Consider the following 24,718-nt stretch of genomic DNA (forward strand, 5'->3'; position numbering starts at 1 on the left):
TGGGGCGCCGCCACGGCCGCTGACGCGACCGCGTGGCCGACGCGGGCCCGGCCTCGCCGCCGGGCCCGGACCGGCGGTTCGCGCGCCCCGGACGCCGTCGTCGCCGCGGCCGGTGGTTACGGTGAGTACATGTCCTCTCACGATTCCCGGCCGGCGACAGGGTCGGCGGCGGCGCGGGCGGCGATGTTCGGTGAACTGATCTCCGCCAGCCACACCTCGACGCTGGAGCAGATCCCCGGCCTGGTCTCCGAGCACGCGGCCCGGGTCGGGCTCTGCGACGTGCTGATCTATCTCGCGGACCTGCAGCAGGAGGTGCTCTCCCCGCTGGTCGCCGAGCCGGCCCCGGCCGGCGAGCGCGAGAGCGAGGAGATCGCCGTCGAGGGCACGGTGGCGGGGCGGGCCTTCCAGCACGGGAAGATCATGCCGGCGACGGTACGCGACCCGCTGCAGTGGTGGGTGCCGCTGGTGGACGGCACCGACCGGCTGGGCGTGGTGAGCGTCACCCTGCCGGCCGTCGACCATGACGCGCTGCTGGACATGGAACGGCTGGCCGGGCTGGTGGCCCTGCTGGTGGTGTCCAAGCGCCCCCTGAGCGACGCCTACGCCAGGCTCGTGCGCCGCAGGCGGATGAGCGTCTCGGCCGAGATGGAGTGGCGGCTCATGCCGCAGCGCACGTTCGCCACGGACCGCCTGGTGATCAGCGCGGTGATGGAGCCCGCCTACGAGATCAGCGGCGACGTGTACGACTACTCCTTCGGCGGCACGAAGGCGCACCTGGCGATCTTCGATGCGATGGGCCACGACACCGGCGCCGGGCTGACCGCGAACCTCGCGCTGACGACCCTGCGCAACAGCCGCCACGAGGGCGACGGGCTCGCCGTGTCCGCGGCCAAGATCGACCGGGCGCTGACCGAACAGTTCGGCGGCGACCGGTTCGCCACCTGCGTGGTGGCCACGCTCGACATCGTGAGCGGCCATCTCGAATGGGTGTGCTGCGGCCATTACCCGCCGGTCATCGTACGCAGGCGCGCCACCGTCGAGCTCGACTGCTCCCCCGCGCCGCCGGCCGGCACCGGCCTGGGCCTGCCGGTGACGGTGTGCCACACCCAGCTCCAGCGCGGGGACCGGCTGCTGCTCTACACCGACGGCATCACCGAGGCGCGCAACCACCACGGCGAGGAGTTCGGCATGGAACGCTTCACCGACTTCCTCATCCGGCACCAGGCCGACGAGCTGCCCGTGCCCGAGACGCTGCGCCGGCTCATCCGCCACCATCTCGACTACCACGAGCACCGGCTGCGCGACGACGCCACCGTCCTGCTGGTCGAATGGCCCGGCTCCCCCTACTCCAAGCGCGAGGCCGAGGCCATCAGCGGCGTCCCGCCGGAGGACGATCTTCCGTAGGCCGTCCGCAGACCCGGCGTCCGGGCGCGGCCTCCTCGCTCGCTACGATCCGTCGTCGAGCGAGACGAGAGGCCGATCATGAGCGAGCACCCCCTGTGGCCGGCGACCGGCGCGGCCGCCATCACCGCCTTCCCCGTACGCGCGGGCGCGCCGGCCCCGGCCGTCGTCGTGTGCCCCGGCGGCGCGTACCACCACCTGGCCGACCACGAGGGCGCCCCGGTGGCCCGGTGGCTGAACTCGCTGGGCATCGCCGCGTTCGTCCTGCGCTACCGGGTCGCGCCGCACCGGCACCCGCTCCCCCTCCTCGACGCCGCCAGGGCCGTGCGCTGGGTCCGGCACCACGCCGCCGCCAACGGCGTCGACCCGGCCCGCGTCGGGGTGCTCGGCTTCTCGGCGGGCGGCCACCTGGCCGGGTTGCTGGCCACCGAGACGGGTCCGGCGCTCGCGGAGGGTCCGCACGACGCGATCGACGCGGCCGATCCCCGTCCCGGCCTGGCGGTGCTCTGCTACCCCGTCACGACGCTGACCGGCCCGGCCGCGCACCAGGGCTCGGCGGCCAACCTGCTCGGGGCGGACGCGCCCGAGTCGCTGCGGGCCCGGTTGTCGCTGCCCGGCCGGGTCGGGCCTGACACGCCGCCGACGTTCCTGTGGCACACGGCCGACGACGACGGGGTTCCGCTCGACAACACCCTGCTGCTGTCGCGGGCGCTGGCCCGGCACGGGGTCCGGCAGGAGGTGCACGTCTATCCCAGCGGCCGGCACGGGCTCGGGCTGGCCGACGAGGAGCCCGCCGCCGACTGGACCCGCCGCTGCGCCGTCTTCCTGCGCGGCCAGGGCTGGTAAGCCGCGCGAGCTGGCGGCCATACCTTGCCGACCGTACTCAGAAACGCTCGGCGAACATTACTCATGCGGCGCGCGCCCGGCGGGCTCATCATGGAGGCCCCGCCGAGGGAGAGGTGGCGCGCCATGCCGCAGCACACGTCCCACGTCACCGGTCACCACCCGGACGACCTGTCGGGGGTGACCGAGCTGCGCCTGCACGGCGTGGGCGGGACCTCGCCCGCGTCGCTGCTCGGCGACCTCGCCCCCACGCAGGTCGCGGGCGACCGCATCGCCGGCTTCTACCGCACGGCCGACCGCGACGGGCGGCACGTCGAGGCGTACTCGTGGGGCGGCCTGACCTCGGGCAGCTCGTGGCGGGTGCTGTGGCTGGTGCTGCTGCCGTTCGCGCTGGCCAACATGGCGGCCCACATGTTCCCGCCGTGGCTGGCCGACCGTCCGGTGCGGTTCCGGCTGTTCCGGTGGGCGGCCCGGCTGGCCTCGTTCGGCCTGACGCTCAACCTGGTGCTGCTGGCCGCCGCCGTACCGATCGACTACGTGGCCTACCAGTGCGGCGGCGTGCCCTCGTGCGCGCGCTGGCCCGCCTGGGTGCTGCCGCCGGACCTGCCGGCGGTGCGGATCCTGGTGGGGGCGCTGGCGCCGCTGCTGCTGATCGGCGTGCTGTATCTGCTCGCCCACACCACCCAGAACCGCTACGACCAGATCAAACCGGCCGCTCCCGGCCCGGGCAAGGAGCACCCCGAGCAGGCGAACGGTTTCCCCGGCCTGCGCGACCCGGCGTTCTGGAACGGCGTCCAGCACACCCGCGCCCTCACCCGCCTGCACGTCGCCGGCTCGCTCGCCCTCGTCGCGGCGCTGGTCGCGTGGACGGCGCACGGCGTCAGGCCGGTGGAGGCCGCCTGGCTCTGGCCGCTCCTGGCGGTGCCGGCGGCGGTCGTCGCCCTGTGCGCGATCGAGCTGCGCGCCGACACCGTGGCGGAACGTGACCTGTGGCGGTCGTGGGCGCTGCTGGGCGTGGCGGGCGCGGCCATGGCGGGCGCGGCGGTGCTGGCCGTGAGCCGGCCGGCGGGGGATCCGCTGGGGGCGGGCCCGCACGAGCTGCCCGGCTTGCAGGTCTTCATGGACGCGGTGTACGGGGTCGTCTTCCTCATGCTCTTCCTCGTCCCCGTCACGCTGGTCGCGGGCGCGTGGACCCGGGAGAACTGGGCGGGGGCCGCCCGGCGTACCGTCCTGGTGGGCGCGGCCTTCGCCGCCGGGGTGGCCGTGCTGGCGATCTGGGGCACGGATTCGCTGTGGATCTGGATCGGCACGGGGCTCGGGATCGCGGTCGGCGTGGCCGGCGCCCTCTCCGAGAGCCGGTCCAGGGGCAGGTCCGAAGGCGGCACCGACGACGGGCCCGGGGATGGGCCCGGGGATGGGTCCGGGGATGGGTCCGGGGATGGGTCCGGGGCCGACTCTGATGGCGTGTCCGACAGCGGCTCCGATGCCGAGGCTGAAGAAGGCGGCGGGAGGTTCCGGTGGGCGGCGCCGTTCGTGGTGCTCGGGGTGGCCATGGCGATGCTCAACACGTTCATGCTGGCCATGCTGCTGATCGTGGCCGAGGGGCTGGGCACGTTGCGGCCCTGCCACGACCCGCGGCTCGGCGGCTGCCTGGACGTCGCCACGCCGCCGGGGAACGAAACGCCGATCGCCGTGTTCCCGCTGATCAGGAACGTCACCCCGTACCTCGTCGCCGTCCCTCTGCTGCTGGTGGCCTGCTTCGCGCTCTACCAGCTGGCCCGCTGGCTGATCAGCGGATGGACGGGCAGGCAGGCGGTGTTCGACTACTTCTGCCCGCGTGACGTCGCCGGCGAGGCGCACGCCGAGTGGTGGGTCTCCACGGTCGAGCGCGGCCCCGTGCCCGAGTGGCAGCGGCGGCTGGTGCGCGGGTGGCCCGGCCGGGTGGCCAGGGCGCGGACGCTGGCCAAGGCGCCGCGCGACCTCGATCTGCTGCTCACGGCGGTGGCGGTGGTCGGGGGCGTGCTGTTCGTGTGGATCCAGTGGCGGCTGCGCACGTCCGGCGGCCCGCCGACGAACCCCAACTGGCTGATCACCGCCTGTTCAGGGGCCGCGATGCTGCTGCCGGCCCTGCTGCTCGCGCTGCTGCGGCTGGGCTGGAAGGACGAGCGTCACCGCCGTTCCATCGGAGTGCTGTGGGACGTGGCCACGTTCTGGCCGCGTCACTCCCATCCGCTCGCGCCGCCGTCGTACGCCGAGCGGGCGGTGCCCGAGCTGCAGCGGCGGCTGTGGTGGCTGCACGACAACGGCGGGACCCCGCTGCTGGCCGCGCACAGCCAGGGCTCGATCATCGCCGTCGCGGCGCTGGCGCAGGCGGAGGCCCGTCCTGTCGGCGACCGGGTGGCCCTGGTCACCTTCGGCTCGCCGCTGCGCACGCTGTACGCCTGGGGCTTTCCCGCGTACTTCGGCGAGGCGTTGTTCCGGCGGCTGGCGTACGGGCCGGGGATCAAGGTGGCGTACTGGCGGAACTTCTGGTGCGACACGGACTACATCGGCGGCCCCGTGAAGGTGAGCGGGACGGTGGACGAGCAGTTGCCCGACCCGCCGACCAGCCGTTCCCTGTACGGGCAGCCGCTGCCGCGCATCGGCGCCCACACCGGTTTCTGGGCCGACGAGGAGCTGCGCCGGCAGGTGTCCGCCCTGGCCGCGAAACTGGCCGGTCCGCCGCCTGGCCCGTAAGTGGCCGTACGGTCACATCGCCCTTACGCCGGGACAGCATTCCTCACTGCCGAGATACTCTACGCTTAGTGTCCGTATAACTACGTTAAGTAGCGACCGCTTGCCCGACCCCCCGGAGGAGCAATGCCCACCGAGCCCACGGACACTCGGCTGAGTTTGGACACGCGGGCCGCGCGCAACCTGGCCACCACCACCAAGACCCGCCCGCAGATGCAGGCCATCAGCTCCCGCTGGCTGCTGCGCATGCTGCCCTGGGTGGACGTGCGGGGCGGGACCTACCGCGTGAACCGCCGGCTGACGCACCGGGTCGGGCGCGGGCGCGTGGCCGTGACGCTGGGCGGGGCCGACGACGTGCGGATCGTGCCGGAGACGCTGACGGAGATCCCCGCGCTGCGCGGCTTCGGCGACGCGGGCGTGCTGGCGTCCTTGGCGGAGTCGTTCGCGGCGCGCGAATACCGGGCCGGCGAGGTCGTGGTCAGGGCGGGCGATCCGGTCAACGAGGCGGGCGTGATCGCCCACGGCCGGGTCGAGCGGCTGGCCACCGGCAGCTACGGCAACGCCCAGTTCCTCGGCGTCATCGCCGGCGGCGACCAGTTCGGCACCGAGGCGCTCACCCAGGACGACCCGCGCTGGCCGTGCACGTACCGGACGGCGACGGCCTGCACGATCCTGTTCGCGCCGCGCGACGAGCTGCGCCGGCTGGCCGAGCGCTCCCCGGCGCTGCGCGAGCACGTCGCCCGCTACCGCGAGAGCCTGCGGCGGCCGGTCAACCGGCGCGGCGAGGCGGCGGTGGCCGTGTCAGCCGGCCACACCGGCGAGCCCGTCATCGACGGCACGTTCGTCGACTACGAGCTGCACCCGCGCGAATACGAGCTCAGCGTCGCGCAGACCATCCTGCGCGTGCACACCCGGGTGGCCGACCTCTACAACGACCCGATGAACCAGATCGAGCAGCAGCTCCGCCTGACGATCCACGAGCTGCGCGAGCGCCAGGAGTGGGAGCTGCTCAACAACCGCGAGTTCGGGCTGCTCCACAACACCGACTACGACCAGCGGATCTACCCCTGGTCGGGGCCGCCGACGCCGGACGACCTCGACGAGCTGATCGCGATGCGCCGCAAGACCCGCCTGCTGCTGGCCCATCCCAAGGCCATCGCCGCGTTCTTCCGCGAGTGCAACAAGCGCGGGCTGGTCGTGGGCAGCACCGAGGTCAACGGCCACGAGGTGCCCGCCTGGCGCGGCATCCCGATCTTCCCCTGCGGCAAGATCCCGGTCTCGGACGGGCGCACCACCTCGATCCTGGCGCTGCGTACGGGCGAGGACGATCAGGGGGTCGTCGGCCTGCACCAGACCGGCATCCCCGAGGAGTACGAGCCCGGCCTCAACGTGCGCTTCATGGACATCAACGAACAGGCCGTCATGTCCTACCTGGTCAGCGCCTACTACTCGGTGGCGGTGCTGGTGCCCGACGCGATCGGGATCCTGGAGGACGTCGACATCGCGGCCCCGCGTTCCTGACCGCCGAGCCTAGGGAGAGACGCGACATGTTCGACTTCTCCGCATTCAATCCCTCCACATTCGACCCCTCCGCTACGCCGGTGCCCGCCGGGCCCACGGGGCTGGGCGCGTACACGCTGAGCCTGCGCTCGGCGCTGCGCCCGTACCGGCCGGGGTTCGAGGAGGGCGACGGGCACGAGGACGGCGTCCCCGGCGGGCCGCGCGCGACCGGCGGCGACCGCGGCCTCAGCCTGGCCCCGCTGGCCTGCCGCGAGCGGGAGTGGGGCGACGGCACCTACCCGCCTCTTTACGTGCCCGAGACCGTCCGCGTCGACGACGACCTCGGCGCGGAGGTCGACCGGCGCCTGGTGGCGTGGGCGGAGCGGACCGGCGTCCACGAGGGGCGGATGGAGCAGTTCGCCGCCACCGGCTACGGGCGGCTGGCCATGCTCACCCACGCCGACAGCGACGACCCCGACCACCTGCTGATCGCCGCCCAGATGAACGCGGCGTGGTGGGCGGCCGACGACTACTACGCCGACGAGAGCGACCTCGGCGCGACCCCCACCGAGCTGCCGCCCCGGCTGGCGCTGGTCACCTCGGCCATGGACCCGCCGCCCGACGCCGGCCGCTACACCGAGCAGCTGGAGGAGCACATCAGGAGCGATCCCGTCCTGGTCGCGCTGCGCTCGGCCACCAGCCACGCCGCCCGCCACTCCACCCCCGCGCAGGTGATGCGGATCCGCGGCATCACGAGTCAGATGTACGTGAGCTGGGCCGCCTACGCCGCCTGGCGCTACCTGGAGACGCCGCCGCCCGTGTGGCGCTACCTCGCGGCCCGCCAGCACGACAGCTTCTACACCTCCATGGTCCTCATCGACGTCGTCGGCGGCTACGAGCTGCCCGCGAACCTGTTCGGCGAGCCGCGCTTCCACACCGCGCTGATGCAGGCCGGCACCGCGAGCGTGCTGGTCAACGACCTGCACTCGGTGGAGCGGGAGGCCGCGGACGAGCTGCCCGACTCCAACGTGATCCTGCTGACGGCCGCCGAGGAGGGCTGCTCGATCCGCGAGGCCACCGAACGCACCGTCCACCTGCACAACCATTTCGTGCGCGGGTTCGAGCAGAGCCAGCGCTCGCTGGCCGCCCTCCCCTCCCCCGAGCTCAAGCGTTTCCTGCGCGGCGCGCAGGCGTGGATGGCCGGGGGCCTCGAGTGGCACCAGAGCACCAGCCGCTACCAGTCCTGACGACCCACCTGATGCCAAGGAGCCCGCTGTGACCGTCACGTCCAACGCCTCGCCTGTCCTGAGCAGCCTCTACCAGCAGTCCGTCGCCGACTACTGGAACACCGAGGAAAACCCCGTCAACCTGCGGCTGGGGGAGGTGGACGGCCTCTACCACCACCACTACGGCATCGGCGACGTGGACTGGTCCGTCCTGGACGCCCCCGCCGAGTCGAAGGAGGAACGCGTCGTCCAGGAGCTGCACCGGCTGGAGAGCGCGCAGGCGCACACGCTGATGGCCCACCTCGGGCCGCTGCGCCCCGAGCACCGCGTCCTCGACGCCGGCTCGGGCCGGGGCGGCTCCAGCATCCTGGCCAACCTGCGCTTCGGCTGCCAGGTCGACGGCGTGTCCATCTCCGAGTCCCAGGTCGCCTTCGCCAACCAGCAGGCCAAGGAGCGCGGCGTGGACGACCGGGTGCGCTTCCACTTCCGCAACATGCTCGACACCGGCTTCGAGACCGGCGCCTTCCAGGCGAGCTGGAACAACGAGAGCACCATGTACGTGGAGCTGTCGCTGCTGTTCGCCGAGCACGCCCGTCTGCTGCGGCGGGGCGGGCGCTACGTGTGCATCACCGGCTGCTACAACGACGCCTACGGCCTGCCGTCCAGGGCGATCAGCCAGATCAACGCCCACTACATCTGCGACATCCACTCGCGCAGCACGTACTTCAAGGAGCTGGCGGCCAACCGCCTCGTCCCGGTCAGCGTGGTGGACCTCACGCCCGCCACCATCCCGTACTGGGAGCTGCGGGCCAGGACGCATCTGGCGACGGGGATCGAGGAGGCGTTCCTGGAGGCGTACAAGGGGGGCAGCTTCCAGTACCTGCTGATCGCCGCCGACCGCGTCTGACACCTTCCGGGCAGGGCCGCGGCCGCACCCGCCGCCCTGCCCGCCCCTTGCCGGAGAAGGGCCGGAGAAGGGCCGGGAAAGGGAAGGTGCGACGGTGGCGTGATCGCCTACCGTGCCGTGGATGACGAGTCGCCTCCCTTCCACGGTGCTGGACGCGTTGCCGGGCCGTCCGGGCGGTTCGCGGCCGGCGCTGCCGATCCGCGTCACTGGGCCTGCTGGCGGCGCGAGCCCAGCGCATCGCGGTCAGCGACCTGGACTGGACCGGACTGGACGTACACCCGAGGATTGCGGCGCTCTGGGACCGGCGCGGTGACCTGGTGCGGCGGCTGTCCCGGTTGCCGCAGGTCCTCGTGCACGGCGAACTCTCCCTCGGTAACCTCAGAGCCACGAAGGAGGGCCGCACCACGGTCGTGCTGGACTGGGCCACCCTGGGGATCGGCCCGGTCGGTGCCGACCTGGCCTCGCCGGCGCTCACCACCCTCGGGCGGCATCTCCCCCACTACCTGGACGGCCTCGACGGCCGGTTCGAGACCGCCGACGTCGACTTCGGCTACCGGGCGGCGCTCGGGGCGGGGGTGGACAGGTGGCGGCGCAGGAGGGTGGCCAGGTCGGTGGGAGCGTGGCCGAGCAGGGTGGCCAGGGTCGGGTCCGTGGCGGCGAACTCGCCGGCGCGGGCGGCGGTGAAGGCGCCGAGCAGCTGCTCCGCCAGCTCGGCCGGGACGCCGTGGCCGGTCATCCCGTGCAGGAACCGCTCGTCGGGCACCGTGTTCCTGGTGATCGGGCGGCCGGTGAGCTCGGCGGCGAGGCCGGCGATGTCGGCGTACGTCAGTGCCTGGGCCGCCGTCAGCGGGGGTGTGGGGCCGTCGAAGCGATCCTCGTCGGCCAGGATGACGGCGGCGGCCTCGGCCAGGTCCTCGTGGGCGGTCCAGCTGACCGGCCCGTCCGCCGGGAGGTCGACCCGCCCCGTCTGGGCCGCGTCCCCGAAGAAGCGCAGCGCGCTGCTGGTGTAGAAGCCGTTGCGCAGGGACGTGAACGGCACGCCGCAGGCCCGCAGCGCGTCCTCGGTGGCGGCGTGGTCGCGGCACGGCTGGAACCGCGACGCGGCGGCGGCGCCCATGTGGCTGGTGTAGAGGACGCGGCGAGCCCCGGCCGCGACGGCGGCCTCGATCGCCGTACGGTGCAGGCGCACGGCCTCCTCCCCCATCAGGTCGACGGAGACGATCAGCACCTGGGTGGCGCCTTCGAAGGCGTGGGCCAGGCTGCCGGCGTCGGCGAAGCTGCCCTGCCGCACCCGTACGCCCTGGGCGGCGAGCGTCCCCGCCTTCTGCGGGTCGCGGACGCTGACGCCGATCCGGCCGGCCGGTACGCGGGTCAGCAGCCGCCCGACGATCTGCCGTCCGAGCAGCCCCGTGGCTCCGGTCACGATGATCATGATGCACTCCAATGATTCCGGTGGAAACACTTTTACCGTATCACTGATATTAACGGCGGAATCAAGAGTGCGATATCGTTGATCCATGCCATCGCCTCCACCCGCCGACGACTCCGACGCCGCGCTCGCCGGCCGCGAGCAGACCCGGCAGCGGGTCGTCGAGGCCGCCGCCGGCCTGCTGGCGCGCGAGGGCCGCGACGCCGTCACCACCCGCGCCGTCGCGGTCGCGGCGGGAGTGCAGGCACCGGCCATCTACCGGCTGTTCGGCGACAAGGAGGGATTGCTCGAAGCGGTCGCCGAACACGGCTTCGCCATGTTCCTCGCCTCCAAGCGGGTCGATCCCGACCCGCCGGACCCCATCGAGGACCTGCGGGCGGGCTGGGACCTGGCGGTCGAGTTCGGCCTGTCCAACCCCGCCCTCTACACGCTCATGTACGGCGAGCCGACCAGCTCCGCCTCCCCCGCCTTCCAGGCCGGCATGGAGATCCTCAAGGGCCGCATCCGCCGCCTGGCCGCCGGCGGCTGGCTGCGCGTCGGCGAGGAGCTCGCGGTCGCGATCATCCACGCCACGGCGCGCGGCGCGGTGCTCACCTGGCTCTCCCTGCCCGAGGAGCAGCGCGATCCGGCGCTGCTGAGCACGCTCAGGGAGTCGATGGTCACGGCGGTGACCGTCCTGGAGCCCGCCGTACGCGACGCCGGCCCGGCCGGCGCCGCCCGCGCCCTGCGCGCGACCCTGCCCGAGCAGACCACGCTCAGCGGACCCGAACGGGAGCTGCTGAAGGAGTGGCTCGACCGGCTCGCCGCAGGCGGCTGACCACCCGGGACCGGCCGTCGGGAGCGCCGGGGTGGAACAAGTTTTGCCAGGCGTTGGACCTGAGCTGGGCTCCGATGGGCGGACATACGGGAAGGTTCGTCGGCAGATCGGCTCAAAACCACCGCACCGGGAGATGATCGTGCCCGCCAAAGGCAGCAGCACCACCAGCAAAGCGTCGAGGAAGACGACGAGCAGCCAGCCCTGGCTGCACGTGGACGGCACCCAGATCCAGGAGTTCGGCACGGTCCGGTCGTGGCCGCTGGGCCTGTCGGACGAGGCCCGCAGCTACTCGTGCGGACGGCTCAACCAGATCCTGGCCGACACCCAGATCCTGTACGCCCTGTACAAGAAGCACCACTGGCTGATGCGCGGCCCGACCTTCTACCAGCTGCACCTGCTCCTGGACAAGCACGCCGGCGAACAGCTCGAACTCGTGGACCAGCTCGCGGAGCGCGTCCAGACCCTGGGCGGCATCGCGGTCGGCGACCCGCGGCACGTCGCGGAGATCACGGTCATCCCGCGCCCGCCGAACGGCGCCGAGGAGGTACCGGCGATGCTCTCGCGGCTGATCGAGGCCCACGAGACCATCCTCGTGGCCTGCCACGACGCCGCCGCGCGCGCCGAGGAGATGGGCGACGACGGCACCAACGACCTGCTGGTCTCCGGGGTCATCCGCACGGGCGAGCTGCAGACCTGGTTCCTGGTCGAGCACCTCGTGGACACGCCGCTCGTCGAGACGCCGCACAACGGCCACTCCGACCGGTCGCGCCGGGCCATGAAGTAGCGCGGGGGCGGGAGGCGTCCCACCGCGCCGGCGGGACGCCTCCCCTACGGCCGGGAAACCCGGAGGCGCCACGGTGCGGCGCCTCCGGGGTGGATCAGGGTCAGAACGGCTGGTTGTCCAGCGAGTTGACCTTGACCGCGGTGATCTTCACCTGCCGCATCCGGACCTGCGCCGTGCCTCCCGGCTTGGTGCAGCCGAAGCTGAGCTGGCCGGCGCTGGTGTAGTTGTGCACGACGTTCAGGAAGATGCTCACCTTGCCGTTGGCGGGCAGGGTGACCTCCGTCCTGTCGGTGTCGGCGCCGCCGGCGGCGCTGATCAGGCACGTGTAGTCGATCGCCGCCGAGCCGGTGTTGACGGCCGTGAGCTTGGCGGTGATCGTGTACGGCCCGGTCGCCAGGAACTGGTTGAACCCGGGGCTGAGGCTGTTGGAGTGGATCAGCTCGTTGTTCCAGCGGCTGATCACCTCCGGCGGCACCGCCTCGGCCGACGTGGCGTTGCCCGCCAGCAGCGCGCCCGCGGCCACCGCGGTCGCCGCGGCGGCCTGCACGATGCGACGCCGGCGCCCGGCACTGCGGGCCGGGACGGTTGACGGCATGGTCATTGCGATTCTCCAAGGTGTTGGATGCGATGCCCCTCGCGGGATCGCGGGAGGCGCGGCACGCCCGTCGCTGGCCGAGGCGGCGCCCACCGGCTCACGTGCTCCCAGGGAAGGTAACGTCCCGCCACACCGGTGAACCGCGCACAAATACCCGCCCCAGGTGTGCCCCGCGTCATCGCACGCACCGACCGGCTTCCGCCGTCACAACACCGTCACACCACCGTCGCGAGTACACCGCACGTCATCGGCGGCGCCGTCGCGAGGTGCCGTGCCTCTCGCATCCGCCGGCCCACCCGCGGCGTCACGACTCCTTGCCGAAACCGTCCATGCGCTCCCGTTCCTCCTGGGTGGTCAGCTCCTGGAACAGCGTGATGTGCAGGCCGGCGGGCGCGTCGAGGCGGGAGTTGAGCGACTGCCAGGGGGTGAGCGTGGGCGGCGCGACCTCGGTGGCACCCGCCGACACGAGCCGGCCGGTCGCCTCCTCCGCGTCGTCCACCTCGAACGCGACCCGCAGCTTCGGCGCGACCTGCCGGCCCACCTCGACCTCGTCGATCATCCGCTTCTGCGCCGGGTTGGCGATCTCCAGCGTGGCCCGGCCGGCGTCCAGGATGGCCACCCGCGCGCCGCCGTCCGCGGTGAAGGCGGCTTCCTCGGGCAGGCCCAGGACGTCGCGGTAGAAGGCCAGCGCGGCCTCGTAGTCCTCGGCCTCGACCACCAGCCTGAGCTGCCGGACGGCGGGCCGGCCCTTGTGGTCTGCGTTCGTGCTCATGGGACGGCTCTCCTCGTGACGGGGCCCCGGCGGTTCCGAGGCGTCGCACCATCCAACCCGCCCGCCTCCCCCCTTTCATCCCCTGACCGAGATCGACCGCGGGGACGATCTTGTAGTATCCCCGGGGGCGAATCCGCCCCGGGAGTCAACATGATCATGAGCTTGGCCGCCGCCCTGACCCTGGCCGCCACGCTCAGCGCCCCGCCGGCCCAGCCCGCCCCCGGCCTGCGCCTGCCGGGCACCCAGGCGGAGATCGCGGCGAAGATGTCCGGCCGGCCCGTCCAGCTCACCGTCTGCTCCAGCTCCTCCCCCGGGCAGCGGCCCGACGGCGTGGAGCTGGAGCCCGGCCCGGCGCCTTCGAGCCGCGCTCGGCGGGCGTGGCGCCCATCGACGTCCCCTCGCCGCGCCCGCGTTTCGTCCGCATCGAGAAGGCGCTCATCACGGTGGGCGGCTTCCTGCGGACGCGCGACGGCAAGGGCCTGGTGGTGCGGTGGGGCAAGAACGGCAGGACCTCCGTGCGCCGGTACGACCTCAAGGGCGCCGTCGAGCGCACCTGGCACGTACGCGGCCGTCCTGTCGGCCACGGCCTGGGCACGTTCTCCCCGTCGGGCCGCCGCTTCGGCGTCGTCGACCTCAAAGGCAGTCGAAACCCTGATCAAGGCCGGCAAGAAGGAGCGGATCAGGCCCTTCTTCGACGCCCGCCGTAAGGGCTGAGCCGCCCTCATCAGTCGGCTCAGCCCCGGCCGTAGCGGTCCTCGGCCCGCCAGAAGTACCAGAACCCGGCCACGAGCGCGACGAACGCCCACACCAGGCACGACAGCCACACCAGCGGCGGCGGCGCGTGGCCGGGGATGAGGATGTCGCGCATCCACTCGATGTAGGAGGCCGCCGGGTTCAGGTACATCACCGCGGCCACCCACTCCGGCAGCCCCGCGCTGCCGACCACCTTGTCGTGGATGGCGAAGAACACGCCCGAGGCGTACAGCCATGTCCGCATGATGAACGGCAGCAACTGGTTGAGGTCGCGCATCGACGCGCCGACCCTGGCCAGGATCAGCCCCGCCCCGACGTTGAACATCGTCTGCAGCAGCAGCACGAGCGGGATCATCAGCCAGAACCAGCTCGGCAGCTCCCCGGTGATGACCACGATGAGCAGCAGCACGCCCATCGAGATGGCGAGCTGCTGCAGTTCCTGGATCGTGTACGCCAGCGGCAGCGAGGCTCGCGGAAAGTGCAGGGCGCGGATCAGCGACAGGTTGCCGGAGATCGACTTGGCGCCGGCGGAGACCGTGCGCTGGGTGTAGGTGAAGACGAACATGCCGGTCAGCAGGAACGCGGTGTAGTTCTCGATGCCCCGGCTGCCGCCCAGGATGAGACCGAACATCACGTAGTAGATGGCGGCGTTCAGCAGCGGCGTGATCACCTGCCACAGCTGCCCGAGCGCCGAGCCGGAGTATTTGGAGACGTTGCGCGAGGTCGCGTACGTCAGCACGAAGTGCCGCCGCTCCCAGAGCTGACGGAGGTAGGCGGTGAATCCGGGCCGCGCGATGGCGGGCCGCAGCCCGTGTCTGCGGGCCAGCTCCGCCAGCGACTCGCGCTCCGGGTCTTCCACGTGGCTCATGCGCACCTCGCAGGGTCGTCCTTTCGACGATCATCCCCTGTCAGAGGGGGTTTCGACCCTGTCTTGGACCGGAGCGTCGCGGAGTCGGGCATCGAACGTACGATGCCCGCCCGCCTCCCGGCTCAGGGCGGCTCGCCGGAGGCGCCTTCGTCAGCCGGCGGGAGCGGCGGCGCCGGCGGGCGTCCCGAGGTCGGGCAGGTGGCGGCGGGCGTGCTCGACGAACGCCCTGGCCGCGGGGCTCCTGGGGCCTTCCGCGCGCCACACGACGCCCATTTGCCCGCGCATGGCCGGCTCGGTGAGCTCCAGGACGCGCAGCTCGGACGCGGCGGCGGCGACCGCCGACTCGGGCAGCACGGCCAGGCCCAGCCCGCGCGCGGCCAGCTGCCCCAGCACGTACGGCTCGCTGGCCTCGTACGCCACCTGCGGCGCGAACCCCGCCCGCGCGCACGACTCCTCCAGCGCCGCCCGCAGCCCGGTGCCGGCGGGCAGGCTGACCAGCCGCCGGCCCTCCAGCTCGGCCACCGTGACCGAGCGGGCACCGGCCAGCTCGTGGTCCGGATGCACGACCGCCACCAGCCTCTGGTCCACGACGACCTGCACCGCCACCCCAGGCGGCAGCGGGGCGCCGAGCCCGAGCAGGCCGAGGTCGAGCCGCCCGCCGGTGACGCCGTCGAGCAGCGACTCCGGGTCGTTCTCCACCAGCGCGATCTCCACGGCGGGGAAGCGGTCATGGAAGGAGGCGAGCATGCCGGGCAGGTCGAGCACCGAGGGCGTGGAGACACCGCCCATCACGACCCGGCCTCGCAGCAGCCCGGTGAGCTCGTCGGTGACCAGCCGGATCCCGGAGACCGCCGCCAGCGCGGCCCGCGCGTACGGGAGCACGGCCTCGCCGACCGCCGTCAGCCGCACGGCGCGCCCCGACCGGTCGAACAGCGGCTCGCCCAGCTCCCGTTCGAGCTGGCGGATCTGCGCGCTGACGCCCGGCTGGGCGACGTGCAGCCGGGCGGCGGCCTTGGTGAAGCCCGCCTCCTCGGCGACGGCCACGAAGTATTCGAGCTGCCGCAGTTCCATGGCCGAGATGCTAACGGCCGCCCCGGAGCCGGGCTCACCCGCGGCCGCAGGGTGCTCAGCGTGGCACGGTCACGCCCGTGACGGCGAAGCGTTCGACGGTCGCGACGTGGCCGCCGGTGGAGGCCACGACGGTCAGCGTCCCGCCCGGCCGGGCGGCGAAGTCCACCTTCGCCGACCAGGCCGCCTTCTCCCCGCCGGCGCTCAGGCAGCACATCTCGCCCAGCGGGCCGTCCGCGCCGGGGTGGAGCACCTGGACCCTGATGCTCTCGTCCACGCCGGTGATGCGCCCGCCGACCGTCAGCGGAGGAGAGGCGGAGGCGCCGTACGCGGGCCTGGTGAGGGTGAGCGAGGTGTCGTCGGTGCCGACCACCTCCCAGGGGGCGTCCTTGCCCTGGCCGTAGCGCATGAGGTGGACCACGGCCGCCACCAGCGGCTTCGGCCCCTCCTCTGCGCGGTAGCCGACGTGTACCCGGGCGTGCGCGCCGTCCTGGACGACCTTGACGGCCTGGTCGATCTCGGTGAAGCCGAGGTAGTCGCGGGTGAAGGCGACGGCGGTGCGGGCGGCGTCGAGGTGCCAGTCCTCGGCCCCGCCGGCCTGGTGGGCGCGCTGCCACGCGGCGGCCTCCGCCGGGCCGGCGAACGGCCACAGGGGGTGGTAGCGACCCGCGATCAGGCTCTCCCCCGGGCCGGGGGACGCCGCCTGGGTCTCGGCCGGGCCCGGGGTGCCGGTGGCCGGATCCGAGGCAGTGGCGGTGGAGGACGGGTCCGGGAGGGTGGCGGTGGCGGGCGGCTCGGCCTGCCCAGGGTCCGCCGGCCCGGGGTCCGCGCAACCCGCCGCACCCATTCCCAGCACGATCAGCAGCGGCAGGGCTCGTACGGCGAGCACTCTCATGCGGATACCTCCAGTGACGTGCCGACGGTACGAGGATGACGTACCCAGCGGGGGGACGAAGGTCCCTTGTCACGGAGTCGTACGGCCATGGCTGAGGTGCTTCTGCGCGGGTACCGTCCACCCATGGGGGCATTGCCCGTCGAGCCGGGGCATACCGGTCACGGTGTCCACAGTCGGGGGCAGATCCTCACCGGGCGAGCGCGCCCGCATCCATAACGCGAGGAGAACCGATCATGACAGGCACCGGCGATCTCGGCCGTCGCATCATCCATCACCGCGAGCGGCTCGGCCTGACCCAGGAGCAGGTCGCCGAGCGCGCGGACATGTCACCCGGTTACCTGAAATATCTGGAGGAGAACGCCGACAATCCCGACCACGGAGCCCTCTTCCGGCTCGCCGACGCCCTGGGCACGACCACCGAGGACCTGCTGGGCGGCGGCCAGGACCGCCCGCCCGGGTACGGCCCGGCCACGGCCCACCCGAGGTTGGAAGCCATGGACAAGGCCGAGTGCCTGCGCCTGATCGCGCCGGGCGGCATCGGGCGGGTGGCGTTCAACGGCTCGTACGGGCCGACGGTGCTGCCGGTCAACTACACGATGCACGAAGGGGCGATCGTCTTCGTCACGGCCGTCGGCGGGGCCATGGACCAGGACCTGCGTACCGGGATGGAAGGCGTCGAACTGGTCATCGCCTTCCAGATCGACAACATCGACGAGGCCAACCGGGAGGGGTGGAGCGTGCTGGTGCAGGGGCCGGCGCACCACGTGCCGGAGGAGGAGGCGGCCAGCGTGGCCGGGGCGGACGTGACCCCGTGGGCGGGCGGCGACCGCAAGCTCTTCATCCGGATCGTCCCGCAGCGCGTCACCGGCCGCCGCATCCACGCCATGTGAGCGCCCGCCGGCGCTCACTCCCAGTTCGTGGTGATCGCCGCGGTCAGCGGCAACCCGTGACGGCGAACGCCATCATGAGCGTCATCTCCCGCTGGTCGAAGTTGTCGTCCGAGCCGATCACCAGCGTGCACTCGCCGCCGCGCAGCCGCGGCCCCCAGGCCAGGCTCTCCAGGTTCTGCACGGGGGGACGGAACTCGCCCAGGTCCTGGACCAGGCGCTTGGTCACCGGCCGGTAGGAGCCGCTCCGGGGCAGGGAGTCGCGGTCGAGGACGTTCGTGGCGCCGCGCAGGTCGATCTCGTACAGCCTGACCCGGTAACCGACGCCCTGGATCCAGGCGCGTTCGAGGGCGAGGTAGCGGAACTCGTCGATGGCCAGGATCTCCGAGACGCCGCTGTCGGTGTGCCCGGAGGGCGGGTTGGGGGCGGCGGGCAGGCGATCGAGCGGGTAGGCGTACTGGCCGCGTACCTCGCCGCCGCGGTTCCACACCGTCAGCCGCGTCACCGCGCCGCGCTCCGCGGTCGGGACGGGGCCGTCCTCGTAGCGCGGGCCTTCCGTCACGGCGGTGACGGAACGTGCCGTGACGGCCAGTCCTTCGAAACCGAAATTGCGCCGCGGCCCGTTTTCCGTGGCCGTCAGGCGCAAATTCGGCGGCGTCCGCATTTCTCCCTTGTGCCGCCCGTTCAGGTCCATTCCGCGTACCGCGGCGCGCGAGATAGGAATATCGGGATTCGCCGTGTCGGGCCGGTCGCCCTCGTCGCCCCAGAGCAGCCGCCCGCTCCACCGGTCGAACCTGATCGACTCGGGGTCGGCCGCCTCCGGGTTGCCGTAGCCCGGGTAAGGTGTGCCGTCGCGCCGGGTCAGCGTGGCCACCCCGGTCACCCGCACGCCGGTGAACGCGCCGGTCACCCGGTCGATGTCCAGCTCTCCGGTGTAGAAGCGGGCGGGGTTGTAGCGCCGGCGGTCGTCGGAGACGAAGTACCACGTCCCGGTGCGCGGGTCGCGGTCGATGCCGGACAGGCCGCCCACGACGGTGTCCTCGAAGCGCTCCATGTACGGGATCCGCTGCTCCCCGAGGAAACGGGTGATCCGTACCGGCTCGCGCCGCTCCGCCGCCGCCGGCGGGGCGGCGGCCATCACCGCCGTGAATACGAGGGCGAGGTGTAGAATTTTCCGTGAACGAGCCATTTGATCCTCCGTCATGAAAATCGACGGAGCACATGAAAGCGCGGTTCGGCGGCGAAGTCCACGAACGGACATCCGCATGCCCCGCTGTAAAAGGGGCGAATCCGTTAAGCGATGTCGGGCAGCGTGACGAGGTGCACGCCGCCGTCGCTCAGCCCGGCCGCGGAGACGTCGAGGACACTGCCGTTGGCGTCGATCTTCGTCGCGGACGGGTCCCACGTCCCCGCCGGCGCGCGCGTGCGGTCCCAGACACCGGAGCCGGGCACCACGGTCTGGACGTGCAGGCCGCCGTCCGCCCGGCCGGCCGCCGCCAGGGCGCTCACCGACCCGTTGGCGTCGATCCTGGAACGGTCGCCCCAGGCCCCCGCCGTACTCCTGGCCAGGTCCCACACGCCCGATCCCGGCACGGCGAGCTGCACGTGCAGGGTGCCGTCGGGCAGGCCGGCGGCCGAGACGGCCGTCACCGCCGGGCTCGGGTCGATCTTCACCGAGCCGGCGGCCCAGGTCCCCGAGGCGGAGCGCGTCCGGTTCCACACACCCGCCCCCGGCACGACGGTCTGCACGTGCAGGGCGCCCCCGGGCAGGGCGGCGGCCGAGACCCTGGCGACGGAGCCGTTGTCGTCGATCTTCACGGCGCTCGCGTCCCAGGAACCGGCGGCGGAGCGGGCGCGGTTCCACACGCCCGATCCCGGTACGACGGTCTGCACGTGCAGGGTGCCGTCGGGCAGGGCGGCGGCGGAGATGTCGGTGATGTCGCCGTTTCCGTCGATCTTCGTGGCGTGGTCGTCCCAGACCCCGGCCGGGCTGCGGCCCCGGTCCCAGACGCCGCTGCCCGGGACGACGGTTAGCAGGCGCAGCCCGCCGTCCGGCAGCGCCGCCAGCGCCACCGCCGCGATGCCGCCGTTGCCGTCGATCCGGGCCGCGCCGGCGTCCCACGCTCCCGACGCCGCCCGGCCACGGCCCCAGACGGTGCCGCGCACGCTCTGATCCACGACGCCGTAGTACGGGCTCCACACCCGCGCCTTGTAGAAGGCAGCGCCGGTGCGCTTGCGGGTCATGGCGGGCGCGAAGAAGTCCACGGTGTCGGTGCACCAAGTGCTGGCGGTGCACGCTCCCGGCGGCGACTTGGCGAAGTCGGCCCGCGTCTGGACGATCTGGCCGGACGGCTGGCTGCCGATGGACTTGACGGCGTTCCTGCTCGCCCCTGCGGGGGCGGGGGTGAAGGTCTGCGCGGTCTTGTCGTACACGTAGGCGGCCGAGCCGGTGGTGAGCCAGAGCTTGCCCGGGTCGAGCGGGTGGGCGTACACGTCGTGGCCGCCGCCCGTGGGCAGCTCGGCCCGGCGGCCGGTGTCCTCGCGCAGCGCCGGGGCTCCCGGGGTGCCCTCGACCGCGAGCGCGGTGAGGATGTGCCGGTCGTCGGAGTCGGGGTCACGGCCGATGACCCACAGCCGCCTGATGAGCGGGTCCCAGAGCGCGGCGTGGGCGTCGGGCAGCCGGAACTCCGCGTACGCGGCCGCGCTCGGGCCCTGCGAGGAGGCGTACACCCTGACCCAGCCCCCGGTGGAGGCGGCCACCGCGACGTTGCCGTCGGGGAGCAGCTCGGCGGCGTGCAGGTTGCCGGGCAGGACGCGCGCCCACTGCCGGGTGCCGCCCGGGTAGGAGACGACGGCGGCCACGCCCCTGCTGCCGCCGGCCGCCACCACGAAGCTCCGCGCGCCGGACGGGCGGCGGCGCAGCTTGAAGTCGGCGATCAGCCCGAACGCCGAGACCTCGTCGGCGCTGAAGCCGGCGGGGGTGACGCTGGGCTGCCAGGTCCATTTCACGGCCTGGGCGGTGTTCCAGTCGGCGACGGCGGGATCGTAGGCCGTCAGCCGTCTGCCGGTCTGATCCCCTCCGACCACCCAGTAGTCGTCCGCCGCCGCGCCCGCTCCCGCCGTGGCGGCTGCCCGGACCGGGGCCGCGACCGTGGCCCGGATGGCGACCGCCCCCGCCGGGGTCGTGGTCGCCTCCGCCGGGGAGGCCCCCGATCCGGCGAGCAGGCCGGCGAGCACGGCGACGGCCATCGCTGAGGTCCGCAAGGGATGTCTCCTTCGTCCGGCTCCGAGACGATGATCGCCGATCAGCCGGAGATCAGGAAGGGCGTGTGCCGATGATCGCGGTGGCGTCCAGTTCGTCCGAGGTCGTCACGCGGGCGTCCAGCCCGGTCGCCGCCACCACGCCCGCCGTGGCCTCCGCCTGGCGTTCGCTCGTCTCCACCAGCAGGTGGCCGCCCGGGGCCAGCCAGCCGGGGGCTCCGGCGATCACCCGGCGCACCACGTCGAGCCCGTCGGGGCCGCCGTCGAGCGCCATCAGCGGCTCGTGCAGCCGGGCCTCGGGTGGCAGCAGGCCGACCGACTCCGTCGGCACGTAGGGAGGGCTGGCGATGAGGACGTGCACCCGGCCGCGCAGGGTGACGGGCAGGGGGTCGTACAGGTCGCCCTGGTAGACGTACGCGCCGGGCAGGTTGCGGCGGGCGCAGCCCACCGCGGCGGGGTCGAGGTCGGCGGCGTGCACCTCGGCCCGGTCGAGGCGGGCCTTCACCGCGGCGCCCATCGCGCCGGTCCCGCAGCACATGTCCAGGACCACCGCCGCCCCCGCGACCTCGCGCCCCAGCGCGACCGCCTGCTCGATGAGGAACGCGGTGCGAGGCCGGGGCACGAACACCCCGGGTGCCACGGCCACCCGCAGGCCGCAGAACTCCGCCCAGCCGAGGACGTGTTCGAGCGGCTCACCGCCGGCGCGGCGCGCGACCATGGCGGCCAGGGCGGCGGGGGTGGGGGCGGCGGAGACGAGCAGCGCGGCCTCGTCCTCGGCGAACACGCATCCGGCGGCCCGGAGCCGCAGGACGACCTCAGCGGTAGTGGTGGATGACGAAAAAACCGACATGGATGCCTTTCGGAACGCCGATGGGCGCTCCCGCGGCCACCTCAGTCCCGGTGGGCCGGCTGGCTGATGGAAGGGAGCACCCAGCCTGACACAGCGTTGATGGGGCTCACCTCCAAGGGCCGATCTCGTCGAACGACCGTCACAGTATCAGAACCGTTCTCACGTCCTGGCCCTGGCCACGGCCCGGCGTTCACAGCGCGTGGAGAGCACCCTCCGGGCGGGGAGGAAGTGGTCAGGGGGCAGAGGGCGACGTACGGTCGGGGAGAGGAGAGGAAGGCGTGGCATGGGGCCGGTTGTGGTGACGGGCGGGTTCGGCCGGGTGGGCAGACTGGTGCGGCCGGCGCTGCTGAAGGAGCATCCGCTGCGGATCGTCGACCGGGTGACCGGTGCGGTGTCTCCGGGTGAGGAGGTCGTGGCCGGCGACCTGGCCGAGCCGGGGCTGGCCGAGGAGGCGCTGGCCGGGGCGTCGGCGGTGGTGCACCTGGCGGCCGATCCCAGGACGGATGCCCGCTGGGAGGAGGTCTACCACGCCAACGTGGCCCTCACCAGGCGTGTCCTCGACGCCGCCGCGACGCATGCCGTCCCGCGCGTGGTCCTGGCCAGTACGGTGCACGTGATGGGCGAGTACAACCGGCCCGAGCACCGCCCGGTGGACCCCGGGTGGGAGCCGCGTCCCTGCTGCTCCTACGGGCTGAGCAAGCTCGTCGTCGAGTCGCTCGGCCGGCTGCACGCGGATCAGACCGGCGCCTCCGTGGTCTGCCTGCGTCTCGGCGCGACCGGCTACCCGCTGTCCGAGCGGCGCTATCTCGGCGTGTGGCTGTCGGATCGTGACGTGGGCGCGCTGATGCTGGCCGCGTTGAGGGCCGGTCCCGGGTGGAGCGCGCACTTCGGCATGTCGGCCAACACGCGGCGGCATTGGGACATCACCTCGGCCATGAAGCTCGGCTACGAGCCGCGTGACGACAGCGAGCCGTACGCGGCCGCGGCCGGGCCTCCGACAGTGCCGATCTGCCGCATGTTCGTCGGCGAGGACGCCCCTTGAACCCCCCTTAGACCGGCCCTTCAGCCGGCCCTTTCAGCCGGCTCGGCCGGGTGCAGGGTGACGGGCAGGGAGGCCAGGCGCAGGGTGCCCGGGTCAGGCAGGTACGCGGCCTCGCCGGCGAGCTCCAGACGGGGGAAGCGGCGCAGCAGGGCCCCGAGCGCGATGCCGGTCTGCACGCGGGCCAGCGACGCCCCGACGCAGAAGTGCGGCCCGTGCCCGAAGGCGAGATGCGGCCCCGGCTCCCTGGTGATGTCGAGGGTGCCAGGGTCGCCGAACACCCGCTCGTCCCGGCTCGCGGAGAGGATCGAGGCGGTGACGCGCTCCCCCTCCGGGATGCGTACGCCGCCGATCTCCACGTCTTCCGACGGGAAGCGGGGAACGGTCATCGGCTGCGGAGTGCACCAGCGGGCCAGCTCCTCGACGGCGCGCGGCATGAGCCCGGGGTCGGCGCGCAGCGCGGCGAGCTGGGCGGGGTGGGCGAGCAGGGCCGCGACCGCGTTGGCGATGAGGTTCGTCGGCGTCTGGCCGGCCAGCACCAGCAGCCACACCATGGTGACGAGCTCGTCGTCGGACAGCCGGTCGCCGTCCTCCTCGTTGATGCGGGCCAGGTCGGAGAGCAGGTCTCCGCGCGGTTCGGCCCGCACCCCCGCGATGGCCGACTTGGCGTCTTCCATGATGGCCGGGATGGCCTGGGCGAACTTCTCGCCGTGGCCCGCGGCGATGGCGGCGCCGTACTCGCGCCAGGCCGGGCGGCCGGCGGCGGGGATGCCGACCAGCTCGCAGATGACCTCCATCGGCAGCGGCCTGGCGAAGCGGGCCAGCAGGTCCACCGGCTCGTCCTGGGGCAGCTCGTCCAGCAGGCGGGTGACGATCTCCTCGATGCGCGGCGCGAACTCGGCCGCCCGGCGCGGCGTGAACGCGGGCGCGACCAGCCGGCGCAGGCGGGAGTGCTCGGGGCCGTTCATCTCGGACATGGTGCGCATGTAGCGCAGGCAGTGCTCGGGCACGTCGGGGCGCATGAAGCTGGAGCCGCGGATCTCCATGCGCGGGTCGGCCAGCATCGCGCGGGCCTCCTCGTGCCGTGTCACGGCCCAGAACGGCCCGAGCCCGGGCGCCACCAGCCGCACGACCGGTGATTTCTCCCTGACCGGCGCGTACGCCGCGAACGGATCCGCCAGCACCGCCGGGTCCGTGAGGTCGATCTCCGGCACTTCGGTCATGACCTTGCCCTCCAGTTTCACATGATCTGAGTTTTCGAATGATTTCATCATCTGAATGCTCACGCTATCTTGGTTCGAGAGCGGACGGCAACGAGCGGAGGACGGTTGGCCCGGCTCACGAGGGCGGAGGCCCAGGAACGCAATCGCGCGAGAGTGCTGGAAGCGGCGAGGCAGGAGTTCGCCGAACGCGGATTCAGGGACGCCAAGATCGACGAGATCGCCGATCGGGCCGAGTTGACGCGCGGGGCGGTGTACTCGAACTTTCCCGGCAAACGGGCGCTCTACTTCGCCGTCCTCGCCGACCTGGCCGAGCGCGCCCTGGCGATCCCGGCGGAGGAGCCGGCGCTCACGGTCCGCGAGGCGCTCGGGGAGGTGGCGCGGGCCTGGGTGACCCGGCTGCCGCTGATGACCGAGGACCGCCACGCGCCCAGCAGGCTCGGGGCCGACCTGATGCCCGAGATCCTCGCCGACGAGACCCTGCACAAGCCGTTCGCCGAGCTCATGCGGCTCAACGCGATCCTGCTGGGGCTGTCCATGGAGCGGCTGCGGCCGCCGAAGGAGCCGGACGGGCGGCTGGTGCGGCTGGCCGGGGCGGCGCTCACGGTGCTGCAGGGGGCGGGGCAGCTCTCGGCGGCGGCGCCCGGGTTCGTCGACTCGTTCGACGTGATCCGGGTGTGCGAGCGGCTGGCCGAGCTCGACCTGGACGACCGCTGGACGGTCGCGCCCGTCGTCCCGGACGTGCGGGAGACCGACGAGCCCTGGTCGCCGCCGCCGATCATCCGGGGCCCAATGGATGGGGCTGCGGGCGGGGCCGCGGGCGGGACGGCGGGCGGCCGGGTGGACGGCGACGCGGACGGCCGCGCGGAC

General features: G+C 73.0%; 22 protein-coding genes and 1 pseudogene. 13 read left to right on the top strand and 10 right to left on the bottom strand.

What is annotated here, in order from left to right:
• Positions 1-129 precede the first annotated feature (129 nt).
• The 7 genes and pseudogenes from ABFX54_RS49070 to ABFX54_RS57305 all read left to right on the top strand — a co-directional run.
• Entirely contained in the window at positions 130-1,404 is a 1,275-nt protein-coding gene (locus ABFX54_RS49070) for a PP2C family protein-serine/threonine phosphatase (protein WP_346114049.1), read from the top strand.
• 78 nt (positions 1,405-1,482) lie between these two features.
• Positions 1,483-2,247, top strand: coding sequence for an alpha/beta hydrolase (locus ABFX54_RS49075; RefSeq protein WP_346114050.1), 765 nt, complete (start codon positions 1,483-1,485; stop codon positions 2,245-2,247).
• A 123-nt stretch (positions 2,248-2,370) separates the two neighbouring features.
• Positions 2,371-4,980, top strand: a complete 2,610-nt coding sequence (locus ABFX54_RS49080) for a hypothetical protein (protein WP_346114051.1) — start codon at positions 2,371-2,373, stop codon at positions 4,978-4,980.
• Between the two features lie 123 nt (positions 4,981-5,103).
• Positions 5,104-6,498, top strand: coding sequence for a family 2B encapsulin nanocompartment shell protein (locus ABFX54_RS49085; protein ID WP_346114052.1), 1,395 nt, complete (start codon positions 5,104-5,106; stop codon positions 6,496-6,498).
• A 26-nt stretch (positions 6,499-6,524) separates the two neighbouring features.
• Positions 6,525-7,724, top strand: a complete 1,200-nt coding sequence (locus tag ABFX54_RS49090; protein ID WP_346114054.1) for a family 2 encapsulin nanocompartment cargo protein terpene cyclase — start codon at positions 6,525-6,527, stop codon at positions 7,722-7,724.
• Positions 7,725-7,752: 28 nt separating this feature from the next.
• On the top strand, positions 7,753-8,610 hold the full coding sequence (locus ABFX54_RS49095) for a geranyl diphosphate 2-C-methyltransferase (protein ID WP_346114055.1): 858 nt from the start codon (positions 7,753-7,755) through the stop codon (positions 8,608-8,610).
• Between the two features lie 215 nt (positions 8,611-8,825).
• Positions 8,826-9,068: pseudogene (locus ABFX54_RS57305) on the top strand (phosphotransferase); the annotation flags it as partial.
• A 92-nt stretch (positions 9,069-9,160) separates the two neighbouring features.
• On the opposite strand, the gene ABFX54_RS49100 reads toward ABFX54_RS57305, so the two are convergent.
• Entirely contained in the window at positions 9,161-10,042 is an 882-nt protein-coding gene (locus ABFX54_RS49100; RefSeq protein WP_346114057.1) for an NmrA family NAD(P)-binding protein, read from the bottom strand.
• Positions 10,043-10,127: 85 nt separating this feature from the next.
• On the opposite strand from ABFX54_RS49100, the gene ABFX54_RS49105 reads away from it, so the two are divergent.
• A complete protein-coding gene (locus ABFX54_RS49105) occupies positions 10,128-10,856 on the top strand; it encodes a TetR/AcrR family transcriptional regulator (RefSeq protein WP_346114058.1) in 729 nt (242 codons plus the stop codon).
• A gap of 139 nt (positions 10,857-10,995) precedes the next feature.
• A complete protein-coding gene (locus ABFX54_RS49110; protein ID WP_346114059.1) occupies positions 10,996-11,640 on the top strand; it encodes a Dps family protein in 645 nt (214 codons plus the stop codon).
• Between the two features lie 100 nt (positions 11,641-11,740).
• Here the strand turns inward: ABFX54_RS49110 and ABFX54_RS49115 are convergent, their stop codons facing one another.
• Both ABFX54_RS49115 and ABFX54_RS49120 read right to left on the bottom strand, forming a co-directional pair.
• Positions 11,741-12,241, bottom strand: coding sequence for a hypothetical protein (locus ABFX54_RS49115; RefSeq protein WP_346114060.1), 501 nt, complete (start codon positions 12,239-12,241; stop codon positions 11,741-11,743).
• A 298-nt stretch (positions 12,242-12,539) separates the two neighbouring features.
• A complete protein-coding gene (locus ABFX54_RS49120) occupies positions 12,540-13,007 on the bottom strand; it encodes a VOC family protein (RefSeq protein ID WP_346114061.1) in 468 nt (155 codons plus the stop codon).
• A 377-nt stretch (positions 13,008-13,384) separates the two neighbouring features.
• On the opposite strand from ABFX54_RS49120, the gene ABFX54_RS49125 reads away from it, so the two are divergent.
• Positions 13,385-13,714 carry a hypothetical protein gene (locus ABFX54_RS49125; protein WP_346114062.1) on the top strand — a complete coding sequence of 110 codons (330 nt, stop codon included), beginning with the start codon at positions 13,385-13,387 and terminating at the stop codon, positions 13,712-13,714.
• A gap of 26 nt (positions 13,715-13,740) precedes the next feature.
• Here the strand turns inward: ABFX54_RS49125 and ABFX54_RS49130 are convergent, their stop codons facing one another.
• The 3 genes from ABFX54_RS49130 to ABFX54_RS49140 all read right to left on the bottom strand — a co-directional run bounded on the left by ABFX54_RS49130 (position 13,741) and on the right by ABFX54_RS49140 (position 16,591).
• Positions 13,741-14,628 (bottom strand): ABC transporter permease, encoded by an 888-nt coding sequence (locus ABFX54_RS49130; RefSeq protein WP_346114063.1) that lies wholly within the window; start codon positions 14,626-14,628, stop codon positions 13,741-13,743.
• Between the two features lie 150 nt (positions 14,629-14,778).
• Positions 14,779-15,699 carry a LysR family transcriptional regulator gene (locus ABFX54_RS49135; RefSeq protein WP_346114065.1) on the bottom strand — a complete coding sequence of 307 codons (921 nt, stop codon included), beginning with the start codon at positions 15,697-15,699 and terminating at the stop codon, positions 14,779-14,781.
• Positions 15,700-15,754: 55 nt separating this feature from the next.
• Entirely contained in the window at positions 15,755-16,591 is an 837-nt protein-coding gene (locus ABFX54_RS49140; RefSeq protein WP_346114066.1) for a hypothetical protein, read from the bottom strand.
• Positions 16,592-16,824: 233 nt separating this feature from the next.
• Here ABFX54_RS49140 and ABFX54_RS49145 point away from each other — a divergent pair, with 233 nt between their 5' ends.
• Positions 16,825-17,481, top strand: coding sequence for a helix-turn-helix domain-containing protein (locus tag ABFX54_RS49145; RefSeq protein WP_346114067.1), 657 nt, complete (start codon positions 16,825-16,827; stop codon positions 17,479-17,481).
• A gap of 43 nt (positions 17,482-17,524) precedes the next feature.
• On the opposite strand, the gene ABFX54_RS49150 is transcribed toward ABFX54_RS49145, so the two are convergent.
• From ABFX54_RS49150 to ABFX54_RS49160, 3 genes are all read right to left on the bottom strand, one after another.
• Positions 17,525-18,667, bottom strand: coding sequence for an esterase-like activity of phytase family protein (locus tag ABFX54_RS49150; protein ID WP_346114068.1), 1,143 nt, complete (start codon positions 18,665-18,667; stop codon positions 17,525-17,527).
• Positions 18,668-18,771: 104 nt separating this feature from the next.
• Positions 18,772-20,742, bottom strand: coding sequence for a DUF6528 family protein (locus tag ABFX54_RS49155; protein ID WP_346114069.1), 1,971 nt, complete (start codon positions 20,740-20,742; stop codon positions 18,772-18,774).
• 52 nt (positions 20,743-20,794) lie between these two features.
• Complete coding sequence (locus tag ABFX54_RS49160) at positions 20,795-21,589, bottom strand: putative protein N(5)-glutamine methyltransferase (protein WP_346114070.1); 795 nt, start codon at positions 21,587-21,589, stop codon at positions 20,795-20,797.
• 283 nt (positions 21,590-21,872) lie between these two features.
• Here ABFX54_RS49160 and ABFX54_RS49165 point away from each other — a divergent pair, with 283 nt between their 5' ends.
• Positions 21,873-22,631 carry an NAD-dependent epimerase/dehydratase family protein gene (locus tag ABFX54_RS49165; protein WP_346114071.1) on the top strand — a complete coding sequence of 253 codons (759 nt, stop codon included), beginning with the start codon at positions 21,873-21,875 and terminating at the stop codon, positions 22,629-22,631.
• 20 nt (positions 22,632-22,651) lie between these two features.
• Here ABFX54_RS49165 and ABFX54_RS49170 read toward each other — a convergent pair whose 3' ends face one another.
• Positions 22,652-23,851 (bottom strand): cytochrome P450 family protein, encoded by a 1,200-nt coding sequence (locus tag ABFX54_RS49170; protein ID WP_346114072.1) that lies wholly within the window; start codon positions 23,849-23,851, stop codon positions 22,652-22,654.
• 105 nt (positions 23,852-23,956) lie between these two features.
• Here ABFX54_RS49170 and ABFX54_RS49175 point away from each other — a divergent pair.
• A partial coding sequence (locus tag ABFX54_RS49175; RefSeq protein WP_346114074.1) for a TetR/AcrR family transcriptional regulator occupies positions 23,957-24,718 on the top strand: 762 nt, incomplete at its 3' end.

It is taken from the genome of Nonomuraea maheshkhaliensis, from assembly GCF_039529435.1.
Classification (GTDB): domain Bacteria; phylum Actinomycetota; class Actinomycetes; order Streptosporangiales; family Streptosporangiaceae; genus Nonomuraea; species Nonomuraea maheshkhaliensis.

Bases quoted from the DNA above. Each gene is read 5' to 3' on its own strand.
- ABFX54_RS49070 (WP_346114049.1), top strand. From the start codon at position 130: ATGTCCTCTCACGATTCCCGGCCGGCGACAGGGTCGGCGGCGGCGCGG.
- ABFX54_RS49075 (WP_346114050.1), top strand. From the start codon at position 1,483: ATGAGCGAGCACCCCCTGTGGCCGGCGACCGGCGCGGCCGCCATCACC.
- ABFX54_RS49080 (WP_346114051.1), top strand. From the start codon at position 2,371: ATGCCGCAGCACACGTCCCACGTCACCGGTCACCACCCGGACGACCTG.
- ABFX54_RS49085 (WP_346114052.1), top strand. From the start codon at position 5,104: ATGCCCACCGAGCCCACGGACACTCGGCTGAGTTTGGACACGCGGGCC.
- ABFX54_RS49090 (WP_346114054.1), top strand. From the start codon at position 6,525: ATGTTCGACTTCTCCGCATTCAATCCCTCCACATTCGACCCCTCCGCT.
- ABFX54_RS49100 (WP_346114057.1), bottom strand. From the start codon at position 10,042: ATGATCATCGTGACCGGAGCCACGGGGCTGCTCGGACGGCAGATCGTC.
- ABFX54_RS49105 (WP_346114058.1), top strand. From the start codon at position 10,128: ATGCCATCGCCTCCACCCGCCGACGACTCCGACGCCGCGCTCGCCGGC.
- ABFX54_RS49115 (WP_346114060.1), bottom strand. From the start codon at position 12,241: ATGACCATGCCGTCAACCGTCCCGGCCCGCAGTGCCGGGCGCCGGCGT.
- ABFX54_RS49120 (WP_346114061.1), bottom strand. From the start codon at position 13,007: ATGAGCACGAACGCAGACCACAAGGGCCGGCCCGCCGTCCGGCAGCTC.
- ABFX54_RS49130 (WP_346114063.1), bottom strand. From the start codon at position 14,628: ATGAGCCACGTGGAAGACCCGGAGCGCGAGTCGCTGGCGGAGCTGGCC.
- ABFX54_RS49135 (WP_346114065.1), bottom strand. From the start codon at position 15,699: ATGGAACTGCGGCAGCTCGAATACTTCGTGGCCGTCGCCGAGGAGGCG.
- ABFX54_RS49140 (WP_346114066.1), bottom strand. From the start codon at position 16,591: ATGAGAGTGCTCGCCGTACGAGCCCTGCCGCTGCTGATCGTGCTGGGA.
- ABFX54_RS49145 (WP_346114067.1), top strand. From the start codon at position 16,825: ATGACAGGCACCGGCGATCTCGGCCGTCGCATCATCCATCACCGCGAG.
- ABFX54_RS49150 (WP_346114068.1), bottom strand. From the start codon at position 18,667: ATGGCTCGTTCACGGAAAATTCTACACCTCGCCCTCGTATTCACGGCG.
- ABFX54_RS49160 (WP_346114070.1), bottom strand. From the start codon at position 21,589: ATGTCGGTTTTTTCGTCATCCACCACTACCGCTGAGGTCGTCCTGCGG.
- ABFX54_RS49165 (WP_346114071.1), top strand. From the start codon at position 21,873: ATGGGGCCGGTTGTGGTGACGGGCGGGTTCGGCCGGGTGGGCAGACTG.
- ABFX54_RS49170 (WP_346114072.1), bottom strand. From the start codon at position 23,851: ATGACCGAAGTGCCGGAGATCGACCTCACGGACCCGGCGGTGCTGGCG.